Below are 14,053 nucleotides of genomic sequence, written 5' to 3' on the forward strand. Positions count from 1 at the left end.
TGGAGGGGATGGAGAGTTCCTGGCCAGGGTCAGGACGTCTCGGCCTTGAGCTTGACGATCGGGGAGAGGGTGGAACCGCCGTTGGCGGGGGTGATCGCGGACTGCAGCCACGGGCGGCCGTCGATCCGCTCGATAATCCGGAACGCGACCTCGTCGGTCTCGAAGTACCGCTCCTCGGACTGACGGGCCTGCATCGCCTGCCGGTCACCGATCAGGTAGAACCCGAAGTCGACCAGCGCCAGGTCGCCGGCTGCGCCGAGCGCGGGGACCTTCTCGGTGATGACGACGGGTCGGCCGAGGATGCTCATCGGCAGGTTGTCGATGGCCTGGCCGCCGGACAGCCACATCGGCGGGGAGGCGATGCCGTCGGTGCCGCGGGTCATGGCGAGCTGTGCGAGCTGCGGGATCGCGGACGGGGAGGCCAGCCACACGGCGCGGGAGAGGGACTGGGGGAGCATCCGCGCGTACATGTTGACGACGTCGGCGAACTGGATCTGCGACGACGTGGTGCGCGGCACGCTGATCGCGGCGTTGCCGTTGAGGACGCCGAGGGGCTTGCCGACGCCGTCCCCGGTGAGGAAAGCGGTGTCCTCGAAGAAGCTCAGGGCCTCGGGGAACATCTGGCCGATGAACGCGTCGAAGCTGACGAGGCTGTCCTGCATCAGTTCGGAGGGGACCTTCGCGAAGCCGGTGAGCTTGCGGGCCTCCAGGACGATCCGGGAGAACTTCGCGGACGACTCGGTGAGCTGGCCGCCCTCCTCGGTCCAGTAGCCGACGATGCCGCCGTACACGCTGTTGACGTTGCTGGTGGAGTCGATCGCCGGGAAGGGGACGCGGAGCGTCTCCATCGGGATGACGCGGGCGCGGGGCCGCACGACGGAGGTCTCCAGGGAGACGCGCAGCAGTTCGGAGCGCAGCGTCTCGGGGATGAGGTAGCCGCCGTCGGACGGGATGTCGCTGCTGTAGTTCTTCAGCGACGCCAGCTTCGTGGAGTCCTCCGCGGACAGCTCGTTGCGGCGGGCGATGCTGCGGAACAGCTCGCCGGCCGAGTTGTACTGGCCGTCGTACTTGGCTCCCTCGGCGTTCCGGTTGTACAGGCCGCGGCCCTGCACGGTGGCGTCGACGTTGGAGTACGGGTCGGGGGTCTTGGCGCGGAGGTCGGGCCGCTTGATCTCCTCGCCGTTCTCGCGGAGGAAGTTCGCGAACCCGGCCTGCACGGCCTCGTCGACCTGCCGCTGCACGTCGGTGCCGTCGCCCTGCTGCTTCTCGGCGTAGGCGGTGATGAAGTTCTTCAGGTCCTCGGGCGACGCGACGACGTCCTTGGCCTTGGCCGGGTCCGCGAGCATCTCCGCCAGTTCGTCGGCGTTGCGCGGGATGGTGGGTGTTGCCACTGGTGCCTCCTTCAGGCTTCCGTCGCCGCGCTGGACGACGCCGTGGTGGTGAGGGTGGAGACCAGCACCGACCACGCGTCGGGCTCGTCCTGGGTGAGGTGGGAGGTCATCGCCGCCCACGGGTCTTCGGCGGCGGGCGCCTCGGGCTCCGGCTCGGCCGGGGCGGGCGCGGGTTCGACGGGCGTGGTCTCCGCGACCGGCTCGGCCGGGGCCACCGCGGCCGCGAGCTGTGCGGCGATCTCCTCGCCGATCAGCGAGCGGATGTCCTCGTGCAGCGTGTGCGACTCCCGCTCCAGCTCGACGCCCTCGGGCTGCTCGGCGCGGGGGCCGTGGTAGCCGTAGGCGGCGAGGTCGAACTGCTGCCGCATCTCCGGCTCGCCGTCGCGCTTCGGCGTGGGCACGACCTCGTCGGCCAGCCCAGCGGCCACAGCCTCTTCGGCGGTGTACCAGGTCTCCGCGACCATGACCTGCCGCCACTCGTCTCGCGTGCCGCCTGCGCGCGCTGCGTAGGCGTCCGCAATGTTCCCGCTGATCTTGTCGAGGAGATCGGCCGTGTCCCGGTGATCGGCCGCGTTCCCGACCGTGAGGCCGCTCGCATCGTGAACCATGATCATCGCGTTCGGCATCATCCGAACCCGATCACCCGCCATGGCGATCACGGATGCGATCGACGCGGCGATGCCGTCCACCTGGACGGTGACGCTGGCCGGGTGGGAGCGCAGCGCGTTGGCGATCGCGATCCCCTCGTAGACCTGCCCACCAGGACTGTTGACCCGGAGGAGGATGTTCGAGGCGGTGATGCCGCGCAGGTCGTTGATGAACTCGTCGGCGGTCGCGCCGAGCCACCCGCCGACCTCGTCGTACAGCATCACCTCCGCCTCGTCGGCGGTCTGGTTCGTGATGCGATACCAGGACTGCGGCTGTCGGGCCTGCGCGCGGAAACCGGGGATCCGGTCCGGCAGGTCGATGAACGTCATCAGGACCCTTCTCCCTTCCGGCCGCGCTTGACGACCCTGCACCTGCACTCGTTGCCGAACTCCGCGCCCGTGCAGTGCACGTAGCCAGAGCCGCCTGGGTAGTCCCGGTAGGCGGCGGCCCGGTTCCGGTAGAGCTGGCCGTCGTTGTCCCGGCACGGCTCGCACGTGTTGTCGTCGATGACCGCGACGGCCTGCCATCGCTGCGCGTTCTCGAACTCGCCGCCGGTGAGCGCGGCCGTGGCCTCCGCCCAGCCCGACGGGGCCGCCGCCGGGGCGCCCGAGTACGGAATGTCCGGCAGGCCCACCGCCGAGAGGATCCCGGCCGGCTCCCAGCCCGCCGTGCGCAGCGCCGCCGCCGCCTCCGCGCGGGCGGTCAGCGTCGTCGCTTCGGTCTCCGGGTCGGGGGGTACGGGGTCGCAGTAGTCGAACTCCAGGCCCTGCGCGGTCGCGCCGAACATGGGGAGGAGTTCGTGGTTCAGAGCAGCCTTGATGCGCTCCAGGCGCGGAATGGTTTGCTGCTCCGCGAACCACGCCTTCGCGGCGAGCGCGCTCGCCCGGTTGATGTCCTCGAAGTCGCCGATCGCGGACTTGCTGATGCCGTAGGCCTCACGCACGCGGTCTGCAGTCGCACCGCGCAGCTCAACGAACTGCATGTCCCGCTGGCTGATGGTGCGGTCGACCCACTTGCCGTGCTCCAGGATCGCCACCCGGTGCGCGTTGCCGACGCCGCGGTGCTGCTCGTTCCACCGTTCCCGCAGCTCGTCGAACTCAGCGTCGCCAAGGCTGTTGGGAACCTCGATGATCCCGCCGGGCTGCGCGCTGTTGATGAAGAACGCCCGACTCCACTCGGCGGCGTACCGGCTGGTGTCCAGGTCCGGCAGGATCGACAGCACCGGGCTGAGACCGCGGTACGGGTCCCACGGGCAGGGCCGGCGGAGTTGGATGACCTCGTCGAGTTCGAGGGGGATCTGCTCCCCGTCTGGGCTGGTGTAGACGTAGCCCTTGAGGAATCGTTCCTGGTTGGGAACGGGGCTGATGCGGTCGGGACGGACGGGCCACATCTCCAGCGGGAGGCTCAGGCCTGGTCGGCGGGCGATGACCCACCAGGCTTCGCCGGTGAGGTCGAAGTGCTGCTGCTGCGCCTCGACGAACTCCTGCCTGGGCATGAACGGGTTGGGCTTGTTCCACAGGTCGAGGGCGGCGTGGGAGGTGACCTCGACGCGGTCTTCGTCCCGGCCGGACTTGGCCTTGCGCCACAGCTTCCAGTCGACGAGGGCGGTCGCGTTCGACGTGCGGTCGACGATCGCGAACAGCGTGCCCACCGCGGACATCGCGCGCATCTGGGCTTCGGCGTCCCGGCGTTGCCCCCAGACGCGGCTGGTCTGTGCGCGGGAGGCGAAGGGGACGGGGGTGTTGGCGGTGGCCGTGCGCGCTGCGTTGGAGAGCGCGCCGAGGAGGGTTCTGGCCACCTACCCCTCCCTTGCGTCACCCGCTGCCGTAGATCCGCCAGTTGAGGACGAAGCAGCCGATGCCTGCTGCGACGAGACCAGCGATCAAGTGCCACACCATGGCGGCACCCGACAACAGAATGATCCCAGTCATGTCAAGCAGCACGGGCATACTTCTATTCACAGACTGCGCCCACCTGCGCACATGCGCCCTGATCTGAGCCTTCAGCTTCCCCATGACGTCCTCGCTCCCTCGGTGGCGGCCTGTAGGTTCACGACAATCTCACAGCCACCGCACCCGAGGACGCCCACCCAGATCCCGGGCCGCGACCATGTACCGGGCCGCGTCCATCGAGTGGTCGTTGAGCTTCACCGGCTCCTCCTTCAACCCGCCCGCGTTGCCCGGCTTCACCGCCCACACGTAACCGAGCACCTCCTCGGCCAACCCGATCGGCGCCGCGGCCGCGTCCATCTCCGGATCCCGCTCCAGTAGCGCATCACGGAAGACGAACAGACGGGGCCGGCCGTCGCCCTGCTCCTTCAGCCGGGCGCCGAACGCCTGAATGCCGTCGGACACGGTCTTGTGCGCGGCCTGCGTGCCCATGCCCAGCTTCCGCTCCAGCGTGGCCCGGTCCTCGGCGTCGTGGTCGGTGATGATGGCGCGCGGCCGAGGGTGCCCGGCGAGGAGCCGGTCCCGGATGACGGTGGCGTGGTCCTCGACGAGCATCCGGGTGCGCACCCACTCGCGGACCAGGTACAGGCGCCCGTCGGGGTCCTCGCACCACAGCTGCGCGACGAAGGGGTTGGTGAACCCGAAGTCGACGGTGACCCACCGGGTCCACTCGGCGGGGATGTCGAACGGGTCGGTGACGTGGGCGGCGTCCTGCCAGCCCTCGTAGACGAGGCCCTCGGCGGCGGCCCAGATCCCGTCGCGGTAGCGGAGCCGGCGGACGCCGGTGAGCGCGTCGAGCTTGGCCATGTAGTCCACGCCGCGCTCGGTGAGCGTGCCGTCGAGGCTGACGTAGAGGGGGTTGTCGCGGTGCAGGGAGAGGATCATCCGCATGGTGCCGTCGTCGCAGCGCTGCTTGATCCAGTGCTTCGGGTGGTCCGGGTTGCACGCGAGGATGATCTGCCGGTACGTGGCCGCGTTCCCCCGTAGCCGGGTGATCAGCGTCTCCAGGGCCTTGAGGCTGATCTGCGTGGCCTCGTCCACGTAGATCCGGGAGAACTCCGTGCTGAGGAACTTCTCCGGCCGGTCCAGGCCACCCACCAGGATCTCGGACCCGTTCGCGAACTGGTAGGCGGCTGGCTTCCGCGGGCTGCCGCCGAACCACTTCACGACGCCCTCGGCGAGCGCGGCGGGCGCGACCTGCTGCTCGAACGTCACCAACGTCGACCCGGTCAGCGAGGCGTGGGTCTGGCGGACGATCAGGGAGCGGCAGTTCGGAACCATCAGCGAGGTGTAGAAGGCTTTCTGCAGCATGGCCAGGCTCTTGCCGGTGCCCGCGGGTCCGGCGATGGTGATCTCCTGGTCACGGGCGGAGAGCAGGGTCTTGGCGCCGCCGCGGGGCTCGTACCGGACGACCGTGGTCACACCAGGTCCGTCGGGTCGACGCCCACGATCTCGAACTTCACGCCGCCGGAGTGCTCGACCTTCGCGGGCTGCTTGAGTCCGTGCAAGTTCTGGTACTGGTCGCGGATGCGGAGCGCGGTCTGGATGGCCTGGAGGCGGGGGCCGTCGTCGAGGAGGGGTGTGCCGTCGTCGCCGCAGACGACGCGGCCGTGGGAGACCATGACGTGGTTCCGTTCGATGATCTCCATGGCCATCAGGTACAGGGCGTCCAGTTCCTCGGACTCGACCTGCCGGAGCTTCGTGACCGCGGGCAACGCCACGTCGCGCTTGGCGGATTGGATGCCGCGCCATGCCTGGCCGCGGTCGTAGTAGCCGAAGCGGTCGGCGATCTCCTGGTAGGTGCAGCGGTGTTCGGCCCAGTAGGCGGCGGCTTCGGCGTCACGGCGGACGTTGTCCATGCTGCGGACGTACTTGCCGTTGCCGTTGCGGGGGCGGTCGAGGTGTTCATAGGTGTCGGGCTCGGGCTGCTCGTCGTTGGCCACCGTCGCCCCCTCTCGCTGGTGGTCGTGTTACTGGTTGGCGTGCTTTGATGGTAACGATGCGTGCAACCGGGGTGGCGGCCCTTGCGGGTGGCGCGCAGGACGAAGGCCCGTCCCAGGGCGTGGGACGGGCCTTCAGTTGAGTGAAGAGGTCAGGCGTCGAGCGTGGTGTCGTACTCCAGGATGGGGTTGCCCTCGCCGTACCTCGCCAGGTACATCTCGGCGCCTCCGTCGCGCATGGCCTCGTAACCTCCCAGCTTCAGGTTGCAGGGATCACAGAGGAGCGCACGCACGCGCCCGGACTTGTGGCAGTGGTCAACCACGAGCCGCCGCCTCTTCGGGGGAGCACCGCAGATGGCGCAGACGTTCTGCTGCGCCTCCGACATTGCTTCATACAGCTCCTCCGTGAGGCCGTACTGTCGTAGCTTGTAGCGCCGCTTCTCCTCCGGCGTGCTGGGGCGCTGGGGGTACCTGCGCCGGTTCTCCCTCGGAGTCTTCTGCTCCCCCTGACGGCTGCCGCGCGTAACAGCCCTGCATTCGTTGCACTGCCCTCTGCGCTTCACGGGCCCGCCCCGTTTCCCCACACGATGGAATGCGGTCGCTGGCTTCACGACCTTGCACCGGGTGCACTCGCGGTCTGGTTCCGCCATGTCGGGCAGCGCGATAGTCTCGCTCAAGTCAGCCTGCTCTCATCAGGTTGGCCATGCCCCGGGACGGTTACCGCCGTCGCCGGGGTCTGTAGTCTCAATTATCCCACGTCACACCGCAGTTGAGGCCCGGCTCCGCAGTACAGCCAGAGCCGGGCCTTCGACGCGCGTGGGGGTCAGGGGCGGCGGACGGCAGTGAGGCAGTCGGGACACCAGCGTTCGCCCGCCTTGTTGAGGTCCAGTGGCACGTCCTGCTTCGGCCACGGCATCACGATGCCCTCCGCGTCCGAGCAGGCGATCGGCTGGAACTCTTCGACGACGCGGCCGACCGGCTTGTGCCAGACCAGTATCTCGGTCCGGCCCCCGTCCCCTCGGAGACGCTCAGGCGTAGCGAGCACGGCGGGTTCCTTTCGGTGGCGGTGGGTTGAGCGTAGGACGGAGGTCAAGCAGCGGGGTTGTGTTCGGGACAGTAGTCCCGGCCCTCGACATCACCCCACCCTTCGGCGGCGAGGGCCGCTCGATGAGCGATGGCTTGCAGATCGGGCGGCTCGGGGCGGAAGGGGGCGCGGCAGGAGTACTCGTCGCAGTCGTCGTGGGCGCAGCGCACGGTGTGGGCCATGAGGGTTCTCCGATCGGGTCAGGCGGCGAGGGCGTCGGCGAGGAGCTGGACGCGGGCGACGGCGGGGCAGTCGACGGGGTAGAGGACGGTGACGGTGGCCTGGGCTACGGCCTCTCGTGGCGCTGGCGGTTGCGGCGAGCACGGTCGCGGTTGCACTTGCGGCAGTGCCTGCGGCCGTTCCTGCGGCTGGTGTTGGCCTCGTCGTAGGGGTGTCCCTGCGGGCAGTGTGTCTTGGCGCGCAACCAGGTTCCCGAGATGCTCGGAGCGATTCCCCGCCGAACGTTGACGAGGCGGGTCACGGGGTCGAGGTGCCACGGGTTCCAGCAGAGGCGGACGCGGCAAAGATGGTCCGGTTCGAGACCGTCCGGGATCGGACCGACCAGGATCAAGTAGGCGGCACGGTGGTTGAGAACGGGCTTCCATCGGCCGTCGCTGTGCTTGACGTTGAGAACCCCGTAGCCGCCTCGGTTGGGCCGACCCTCCCATACCCAGCACGGGAGCGCGAGGTCTGGCACCGGGCATGGCGTCTCAACGGAGCGAGCCGCGAGGCGGTCCAGGACGCTGAGTGGAGTGAGCAACGTGACCTCTCAGGCGGCGAGCGCGAGCTTGGCGGCGCAGGCCTTGTAGGCGAGCTTGCGGGGGCGGTAGATGACGGCGATCGCGGCGACCTCGGCGGGGGTGTAGCGGGTGCAGGCGCGGGCGCGGCCCTTGCGGTAGCTGGTGCCGGTCTGGCCGGCGACGCCGGCCTTGGCGGCGTTCTTGCGGAGGGACCCGGCGACGGCGCGGGCTTCGGTGGGGGCGAGGCCGGCGGCGATGCAGTGGGTGGCGAGGGTGGCGGCGCCCTGACGGCGGATCTTGGCGGCGGCGCGGGTGGTGCGGGCGCGGGCCTGGAGGGTCTGGCGGCGGGTGCGGTTGGTGGCGATCATCGGGTCCCCCTCGGTTCGGGCTACCTCCCGCCCTGTTCACGGGTGGTTAACCACCTCCAATATGACACAGGCTGGACGGGTGGTCAACCACCTGTCAGACTCTCCTCATGGCCAACCAGCACAAGGAGAAGCTCCGAGGGATCAGAGGCGTCGACGACCAGCTCTGGAACGACCTCGACACCGCCGCCAAGAGGGTCGGCGCCGACCGCTCCGCAGTGACCCGGGAGTTGTGGGAGTGGTACGTCCAACGCCCCGGCGCCGAGCTGCCGGAGCGTCCGGTGAGCAGCGAGGAGACGACCGCATGAGCGAGCAGCCGACCACTGTCGACACGCTGTACCTGGACGCCGAGCACTTCGCCCTCATGACCGAGCAACAGCCGTTGGAACCAAGGGAGCGCGTCCTGCCTGTCGGCCTTCCCTTCCCGGGGCTGCCGGTGGACGCGACCCCGCCGCGCCCGGACGAGGAGCCCACGACATGACCGATGGCCGGCACTGGGAGGAGCTGTGCCCGGCCTGCCTCGCGTTCCCCGGCGAGCACGACCAGCGCGTCATCATCGGCCGACCGGACGGGAGCACCCTACAGACGTGGCACAAGGACGGATGCCCGCTCGCTGACCAGCCACCATCGATCGACGACACGCCCACGGCATGACGATGGCCCCGCCCGGAGTCCGGTGCGGGGCCTGCCAGTGCGGGCGCGGCGGTCGTGCCGGTCGAAGCTCGCAGCTCACTTCCCACACGACCGCCGCTCCACGCGACGCTACGCCCGCGCCCGGACGCCTGCCAATACCCCCGAACGGGGGAACATCAGTACCGCTCGGTGGCCAGCAACTCGCCGTCCTTGTCGTACACCGTCACCAACCCGTTCGACGACTTGTAGCAGGACGTGAACGCCGACGCGATGAGCCGGCCATCGCCCGCATGGCCACCCATCAGGCCGCCGCTGTAGTCGGTGTACACGTCGGCGAGATCGGCGATCCTGTTGTGCTCGTCGGCTCCGGTGACCTTGGTGACGTGCTTGACGGCCTTCTTCTCGCTGGCCGTGCCGGTGCGCCCCACGCATTCCTGGAAGCGCTCCGCCTCCGTCGACGTCGCCTGGTGCAGGGCACTGGGGTCGTCGGTGATCTCCTTCGTGACGTCCTCGGTCACCGCGTCCCACTGCTCGCTCGTCAGGTCACCGCACGCCCCGTAGCCGGTCGCTGCGTCGATGGCTTCCCGACCGTCCATCAGTTCGGCCTTCACCCAGGCGCGGCACTCGTCGGACACTTCAGCTTCTGTGGCAGACGGGCTGCTGGTGGTCGGCTCGGCGGTCGAAGCGCTCTCCGTGCGGTCCGGGCCGTCGTCCTTGGTGAGCACTGCGGCGCCGCCACCGACGGCGAAGGCTGCGACTGCGGCGACGGCGAGCCAGATGAGTCCGGTCCGCCTCTTCCTCGGAGGAGGTGGGGGTGCCCACCCGGGCGGTGGCGGCGGGTAGTTCGGCGGCTGGTTCACGGGTCCCCCAAGGGTCTGGCCTGTTGGGGTGCATGATGCGCTGTTGTGGAGGCGACGTGAAGGCGCTGTCACCGATCCGTGATGCTGATCCGGGCGATCGGGTACCGGCTGTCCGTGGCGGGCGGCACACTGGGGCTCATGCCGATCAGGTACGGAGTGCAGGCCGACACGCGGGACGAGTGCGTGGAGGGCCTGGCGAAGCTCGTCAACGTGGGCATGATGCCGATCATGATGCCGACCCTGCTGTCCGACGGCCGATGGATGGCCCGCGCCGCACCCACCCCAGCACCGTTGCGGGAGCCGGTCGAGGGATAGGCGAAGCCCCCGCCGGGGGGGGTGGCGGGGGCTTCTGGGGGTGCAACTCGGCGCTCGAAACCCAGGTGCTCTCTCACTATCGCAGGGCTGTCAACCGACGTTCGTCGTGTTCTTCCCCCACCACTTCGCGTGGTTGTGGACGGTCTGCCGGACGTGCACCGACGGCCGCGACGCCCGCGCCAGCAGCCACAGCACCAGCATCGCCACCACCGCCGTGCTCCCGCCGATCGACGCGACGCCGGCTGCGGCCTGCCCGATCCCCCAGCCGACCCCGGCGCCCGCGGCGCCCGCACCGACTCCGGCGGCGGCCATGCGCTGCGCGAGCGGGTCGAGGACAGGTTGCGGGGTCAGGTCCCGTGGCGGGGTCGCGGTCGGCAGGACGGGCGCCTGGGAGCGGCGCATCGGCACCATCTCCCCATAGGCGTTCGGCACCCACACGATCGGGTCCCGCTCCTCGCGCAGTTGGACCTCGCCGTGGACGGGGCGCGGCCCGGGCTCGGCGTAGCGCTGGTACCGCTCGGGCAGCGCGGACATGATCACTCTCCTCGGGTGTCGGTGGGACGGACGGCGTACCGGCCAAAGCGGGGCCGGTGCACGCGCGGGTCAGCGGTCAGCCAGCGGCCGATCGTCGCCGCGTGAGGCACGTCGACGGTGGGGTGCAGGCGTCGGATCGCGTCCCGGATCGCCTCCGGCCCGATCCCGTTCGGGCCCGCCTTCGCGACGATCTCGAACACCAGCTCCTGCCGCGGGTCCTTGTCGCCGTCCTCGACCGCGGGCTGGCCCGGGGTGGGTGGCTGCCAGGTGACGCCGCCGCCGGCGAGGATGTCCATGAACTGCGTGTCGAGGTCCCCGTCGCGGGTGCCGGACTCGTTCATCGCCTCGTGCAGCTTCCGCCGCGCCTCGTCCGCCTGGTCGATCGCGGTCTGCGCCTCGCCGCCGGCCGGGGTCTTCCCCCAGTCCGCGGTCACTCCGCGGCCCTTGGGCGGGGCCACGGGCTCGGGTTCGACGGCCGCCGGTGCGGGCATGGGGCCTCCGAACAGGTGGTCGGTGTTCATCCACCGCTGCTCGTATGCCTCCCCCGCCGCGCGTCGGGACAGTTCGTCGAGTTCCGGGTGCCGGTCGGCGGTGGCCTTGACGATGTCGAGGATCTGCGCGGGCTGCAGCCGGAAGATCTTCAGCGGGTGGACCTGGCCCGTACCATTCTTGACGAGCGCGCACCCGGGGTAGGGGGCGTCCTCGGCGCTGGCGTTGTGGTTGTAGCCGAAGAAGTAGTTCAGCTCCGCGTCGTCCGACACGCGCAGCCCGGCCTTAAAGGTGGACTGCTTCAGGATCTGCGGGTCGGACAGTACGTCCTGGGTGGCGCGGAGCCCGGACGTGGTCTCGTTGACCGCGGCGGCGCGGGCAATCTCCAGCGTCTGGATCAGGTCGTCGGCGATACCACGAAGGACTTCGTCACGTCGGGAGCGGGTGGAGAAGATCTCGGCGCCCTCGTCGTTGAACACCCTGATCTCCGGCACCTCCGCATCGACGGGCAGCTTGTCGTCGTTCGCGGCGATCTCCCGGTCCTGATAGCCAACCTTCCGCGCCTTCGCAATCCGCACCAGCGCCGCCGCCATGGCGCGCGCCTTCTCCGGGGTGTCGGCCACCCAGTCAATCGGCGGCCGACCGGTCCTGCCCGCTGCGTGCCAGGCACGCAGCCACTTCAAGGCGAGACCACCGCCGTTGAGGTCGATCACGAAGGTGAGGGAGTCGACCATCCGGCACTGGTTGGCGATCATGACGTTCATCAGGTTCGTCTTACCGGACTCGCGCTGCCCGACGAGGAGCATCGACGCCTGCCGGTTCACCGGCCCTTCCGGCTGCCCGTCCCGGCGGACGCCGATCGGCGCGGGCTGGTTCACGGTGAGCGGGGAGTAGTCGGTCGGGTAGGGCACGTCGTCGACGAGGTGGTTGACGGTGGACACGTGGATGAGGACGGCGCCGCGGTGCGCACCGGCCTCTACTTCGACGCCGCAGCCTTCGGGAAGGCGGGCGTCTGCGGCGAGCTGCTCCTTGCAGACGGCGATGTCCTTCCAGCGGGTGCCGCCCGCGCCGCACTCGCCGTCGAGGCTGAACCCGCCGCCGGACTCCCACACCTCGACGCCGACGATCGTGACGACGGTGCCGTGGCAGACGCGGACAATGCGGTCCTCCCACTCGTCCGCGATCTTCTGCCGCTTCCCGTCCAGCGTCGCGCGGCGCGCGGCAGCCTCCTGCTCGACCCGCTCGGCTTCCGCCTTCTCCTCGACGTGGTGCGCCCCCGCCATCGCCGCCCCCAGACCGAGCACGCCGGCGAGGAGCGCGCCGAGCGCGGTCTGCGACCACGGGCCCTCGGCGATCGCCCACGAGCACCAGCCGCCCGCCGCCAGCCACCCGGCCGCGCGCAGCGCGAGCGTCGCCGTAGTGACCTTGTGGCGGCGGCCCGCGATGTGCGTGCCGATGAGCCCGGCTCCGGCGGTGAGGGCGGCCCACTCCCAGGGCATGCCTGCGGTGTGGCCGCCGTAGCCGACGGCGAGGGTGGCGAGGCCCGTGTTGATGGGGCCGGTGACGGGGCCGTGCTTGGCGTCCCAGTCGAGTTTCACGACGGTGCTCCTGATCGGGGTCAGAGGTTGGCGGAGACGTCCCACATGCGCTCGCCTGCGGCGCCCTTGCGGGGGTTCTCCAGGCGGGCAATGTCGACGTCGTGCAGCTGTCGGAAGGCGGGCTGGAGTTCGGCGGCGAGTTCGGCGGCCTTGAGCTGGAGGCCGTGGATCTGCCGCATCAGCTCGACGATGTTGGGGTGGAGGGGCTGGGTGGCGTCGGCGTTCTCGACGGTGATCTTCATAGCCTCGGCGTACAGACGCAGCGCCTCTTCCAGTCCGGCGAAGTCGGCGCCAACTTGGAGCATGCCGGTCGGCTGGTAGTGGGATGCGGCTCGGGCGGCCTCCATCGCGGGGGCGACGAAGTGGTGTCCTCCACCGGACATGGGTCCTCCAGGGTTGGTCGGGTTGGGGTGGGTGGGGCGTCGCACGGTGTCGGCGACGGGCGTGGTGTTCGTGTTGGGGTCTTCTGCTGCTCGTGCTGCGGCGCGCTTGCTCTTGATGCGCCGCCACATGGCGCGGACGGCCGGGCGGAAGACGCGCAGTTTCCGCTGCCACAGAGCGGCGGCGATCCCGACGAGTCCGGCGCGGGCGCCGTCGAGGAGGGTCGTACCGGTCTTCTTGGCGGCGCGGCCGATGGCCTTCGCGGCGCGGGCGGCGTGCGGCCGGGTCGTGTTCCACGCGGCGCGGGTCGCGCGGGCGGCGGCGGCACGGAGCGCGTGGCTCTTGCCCGTGCTGGGGGTGGCGTGCTTGCGGTGCTTCGCGGTCTTGTCGGTGGCGCGCTGCTCCTGTCGGCTGCCGCTACCGGGGCTGTGGTGCGGGGTGTGGCGGGCTGCCAGGTTGCGGAGCAGTCGGCTGCCGCCGCTCTGCTTCCCGCTACGCCCCCGGCCCCCGCCACCGCTACGGCCGCCGCCGGACGACAGACGGGTGCCGCTACGCCCGGCACCGCTACGCAGGGCGCTACCTGCACCGCTACGGCCACCCGCGGCGCTACGCCCACCCCCGCTACCGGCACGGGACCCGCCTCCGCCAGAGCCGCTACGCAGGCCGCTACCGCTACGCGACCGCCCGCCCGTGGTGGCGCCACCCGCTCGGGCCGCCACGCCACGACGGACCGCCGCACGACGACGCAGCACCGCCGCGGTGACGCCCGCTGCCACGACCACCCCGGCCACCGTGGCGGCCGCGGGACCGCCCGCGGAGTACGCGGCGGTCGTGACGAGCGTCGTGCCGTTGCCCGCGCCGGCGAGGACCGGGCCCATGGGGAGGCCGCGGGTGCGGCGGCGGGGCTCGGCAGGGAGTTCGGGGACGGGCCACTCGGACGGCCAGGCGAGGACCGGCGAGGGCCGGGCCTGGGCTTGGGGCTGGTCGGGCGGGGACTCGGGGGTCGTGGTGGTGTCGGCGGCGGGTGGGGTCTTGGTGCGGGCCACGGGCGGGGCTCCTCACTGTGACTGTGACTCTGACTGCAGTCCGAGTCGTGCAGGGCGGGGGGTTGCTGCTGGTCAGGGGG

General features: G+C 70.5%; 19 protein-coding genes. 4 read left to right on the forward strand and 15 right to left on the reverse strand.

What is annotated here, in order from left to right; all coding sequences use genetic code 11:
- Positions 1–29: 29 nt before the first annotated feature.
- The 11 genes from ACZ6IM_RS08090 to ACZ6IM_RS08140 form a co-directional block, all read right to left on the reverse strand.
- A complete protein-coding gene (locus ACZ6IM_RS08090; RefSeq protein WP_469555010.1) occupies positions 30–1,391 on the reverse strand; it encodes a phage major capsid protein in 1,362 nt (453 codons plus the stop codon).
- 11 nt (positions 1,392–1,402) lie between these two features.
- Complete coding sequence (locus tag ACZ6IM_RS08095) at positions 1,403–2,368, reverse strand: head maturation protease, ClpP-related (RefSeq protein WP_469555012.1); 966 nt, start codon at positions 2,366–2,368, stop codon at positions 1,403–1,405.
- On the reverse strand, positions 2,368–3,837 hold the full coding sequence (locus ACZ6IM_RS08100) for a phage portal protein (RefSeq protein ID WP_469555015.1): 1,470 nt from the start codon (positions 3,835–3,837) through the stop codon (positions 2,368–2,370). Before ACZ6IM_RS08100 ends, ACZ6IM_RS08095 begins: the two co-directional genes overlap by 1 nt.
- Positions 3,838–4,099: 262 nt before the next feature.
- Positions 4,100–5,410 carry a phage terminase large subunit gene (locus ACZ6IM_RS08105; protein ID WP_469555018.1) on the reverse strand — a complete coding sequence of 437 codons (1,311 nt, stop codon included), beginning with the start codon at positions 5,408–5,410 and terminating at the stop codon, positions 4,100–4,102.
- A complete protein-coding gene (locus tag ACZ6IM_RS08110; protein WP_469555020.1) occupies positions 5,407–5,931 on the reverse strand; it encodes a hypothetical protein in 525 nt (174 codons plus the stop codon). Before ACZ6IM_RS08110 ends, ACZ6IM_RS08105 begins: the two co-directional genes overlap by 4 nt.
- Before the next feature lie 149 nt (positions 5,932–6,080).
- Positions 6,081–6,605, reverse strand: a complete 525-nt coding sequence (locus tag ACZ6IM_RS08115; protein WP_469555023.1) for an endonuclease VII domain-containing protein — start codon at positions 6,603–6,605, stop codon at positions 6,081–6,083.
- A 146-nt stretch (positions 6,606–6,751) separates the two neighbouring features.
- The gene (locus ACZ6IM_RS08120) at positions 6,752–6,973 is read right to left on the reverse strand and encodes a hypothetical protein (protein WP_469555026.1); all 222 of its coding nucleotides are present in this window, start codon (positions 6,971–6,973) and stop codon (positions 6,752–6,754) included.
- 44 nt (positions 6,974–7,017) lie between these two features.
- Entirely contained in the window at positions 7,018–7,194 is a 177-nt protein-coding gene (locus ACZ6IM_RS08125; RefSeq protein ID WP_469555028.1) for a hypothetical protein, read from the reverse strand.
- A gap of 18 nt (positions 7,195–7,212) precedes the next feature.
- Positions 7,213–7,350, reverse strand: a complete 138-nt coding sequence (locus tag ACZ6IM_RS08130; RefSeq protein ID WP_469555280.1) for a hypothetical protein — start codon at positions 7,348–7,350, stop codon at positions 7,213–7,215.
- Positions 7,299–7,709: an HNH endonuclease gene (locus ACZ6IM_RS08135; RefSeq protein WP_469555031.1), complete on the reverse strand. Its 411-nt coding sequence runs from the start codon at positions 7,707–7,709 to the stop codon at positions 7,299–7,301. Before ACZ6IM_RS08135 ends, ACZ6IM_RS08130 begins: the two co-directional genes overlap by 52 nt.
- A 72-nt stretch (positions 7,710–7,781) precedes the next feature.
- The gene (locus ACZ6IM_RS08140; protein WP_469555034.1) at positions 7,782–8,120 is read right to left on the reverse strand and encodes a hypothetical protein; all 339 of its coding nucleotides are present in this window, start codon (positions 8,118–8,120) and stop codon (positions 7,782–7,784) included.
- A 107-nt stretch (positions 8,121–8,227) separates the two neighbouring features.
- On the opposite strand from ACZ6IM_RS08140, the gene ACZ6IM_RS08145 reads away from it, so the two are divergent.
- From ACZ6IM_RS08145 to ACZ6IM_RS08155, 3 genes are read left to right on the forward strand one after another with little or no spacing between them, the layout of a single operon-like run.
- Positions 8,228–8,425 carry a hypothetical protein gene (locus tag ACZ6IM_RS08145; protein WP_469555037.1) on the forward strand — a complete coding sequence of 66 codons (198 nt, stop codon included), beginning with the start codon at positions 8,228–8,230 and terminating at the stop codon, positions 8,423–8,425.
- Entirely contained in the window at positions 8,422–8,598 is a 177-nt protein-coding gene (locus tag ACZ6IM_RS08150; RefSeq protein ID WP_469555039.1) for a hypothetical protein, read from the forward strand. Before ACZ6IM_RS08145 ends, ACZ6IM_RS08150 begins: the two co-directional genes overlap by 4 nt.
- Positions 8,595–8,771: a hypothetical protein gene (locus ACZ6IM_RS08155; protein ID WP_469555042.1), complete on the forward strand. Its 177-nt coding sequence runs from the start codon at positions 8,595–8,597 to the stop codon at positions 8,769–8,771. Before ACZ6IM_RS08150 ends, ACZ6IM_RS08155 begins: the two co-directional genes overlap by 4 nt.
- Before the next feature lie 155 nt (positions 8,772–8,926).
- On the opposite strand, the gene ACZ6IM_RS08160 is transcribed toward ACZ6IM_RS08155, so the two are convergent.
- Positions 8,927–9,610 carry a hypothetical protein gene (locus ACZ6IM_RS08160; RefSeq protein ID WP_469555044.1) on the reverse strand — a complete coding sequence of 228 codons (684 nt, stop codon included), beginning with the start codon at positions 9,608–9,610 and terminating at the stop codon, positions 8,927–8,929.
- 81 nt (positions 9,611–9,691) lie between these two features.
- Here ACZ6IM_RS08160 and ACZ6IM_RS08165 point away from each other — a divergent pair, with 81 nt between their 5' ends.
- Complete coding sequence (locus tag ACZ6IM_RS08165; RefSeq protein WP_469555047.1) at positions 9,692–9,925, forward strand: hypothetical protein; 234 nt, start codon at positions 9,692–9,694, stop codon at positions 9,923–9,925.
- Positions 9,926–10,015: 90 nt separating this feature from the next.
- Here ACZ6IM_RS08165 and ACZ6IM_RS08170 read toward each other — a convergent pair whose 3' ends face one another.
- The 3 genes from ACZ6IM_RS08170 to ACZ6IM_RS08180 are packed head-to-tail and all read right to left on the reverse strand — an operon-like array spanning position 10,016 to position 13,973.
- Complete coding sequence (locus tag ACZ6IM_RS08170; RefSeq protein ID WP_469555049.1) at positions 10,016–10,459, reverse strand: hypothetical protein; 444 nt, start codon at positions 10,457–10,459, stop codon at positions 10,016–10,018.
- A 2-nt stretch (positions 10,460–10,461) separates the two neighbouring features.
- Positions 10,462–12,546, reverse strand: a complete 2,085-nt coding sequence (locus tag ACZ6IM_RS08175; protein WP_469555051.1) for a hypothetical protein — start codon at positions 12,544–12,546, stop codon at positions 10,462–10,464.
- A 20-nt stretch (positions 12,547–12,566) separates the two neighbouring features.
- Entirely contained in the window at positions 12,567–13,973 is a 1,407-nt protein-coding gene (locus tag ACZ6IM_RS08180; RefSeq protein WP_469555052.1) for a hypothetical protein, read from the reverse strand.
- Positions 13,974–14,053 lie beyond the last annotated feature (80 nt).

This window comes from Streptomyces sp. NPDC042336 (genome assembly GCF_055581985.1).

Excerpts from the sequence above, each read along its gene's own strand:
- ACZ6IM_RS08165 (WP_469555047.1), top strand. The coding sequence starts at position 9,692 with ATGCTGATCCGGGCGATCGGGTACCGGCTGTCCGTGGCGGGCGGCACA.
- ACZ6IM_RS08125 (WP_469555028.1), bottom strand. The coding sequence starts at position 7,194 with ATGGCCCACACCGTGCGCTGCGCCCACGACGACTGCGACGAGTACTCC.
- ACZ6IM_RS08155 (WP_469555042.1), top strand. The coding sequence starts at position 8,595 with ATGACCGATGGCCGGCACTGGGAGGAGCTGTGCCCGGCCTGCCTCGCG.
- ACZ6IM_RS08145 (WP_469555037.1), top strand. The coding sequence starts at position 8,228 with ATGGCCAACCAGCACAAGGAGAAGCTCCGAGGGATCAGAGGCGTCGAC.
- ACZ6IM_RS08170 (WP_469555049.1), bottom strand. The coding sequence starts at position 10,459 with ATGTCCGCGCTGCCCGAGCGGTACCAGCGCTACGCCGAGCCCGGGCCG.
- ACZ6IM_RS08140 (WP_469555034.1), bottom strand. The coding sequence starts at position 8,120 with ATGATCGCCACCAACCGCACCCGCCGCCAGACCCTCCAGGCCCGCGCC.
- ACZ6IM_RS08150 (WP_469555039.1), top strand. The coding sequence starts at position 8,422 with ATGAGCGAGCAGCCGACCACTGTCGACACGCTGTACCTGGACGCCGAG.
- ACZ6IM_RS08095 (WP_469555012.1), bottom strand. The coding sequence starts at position 2,368 with ATGACGTTCATCGACCTGCCGGACCGGATCCCCGGTTTCCGCGCGCAG.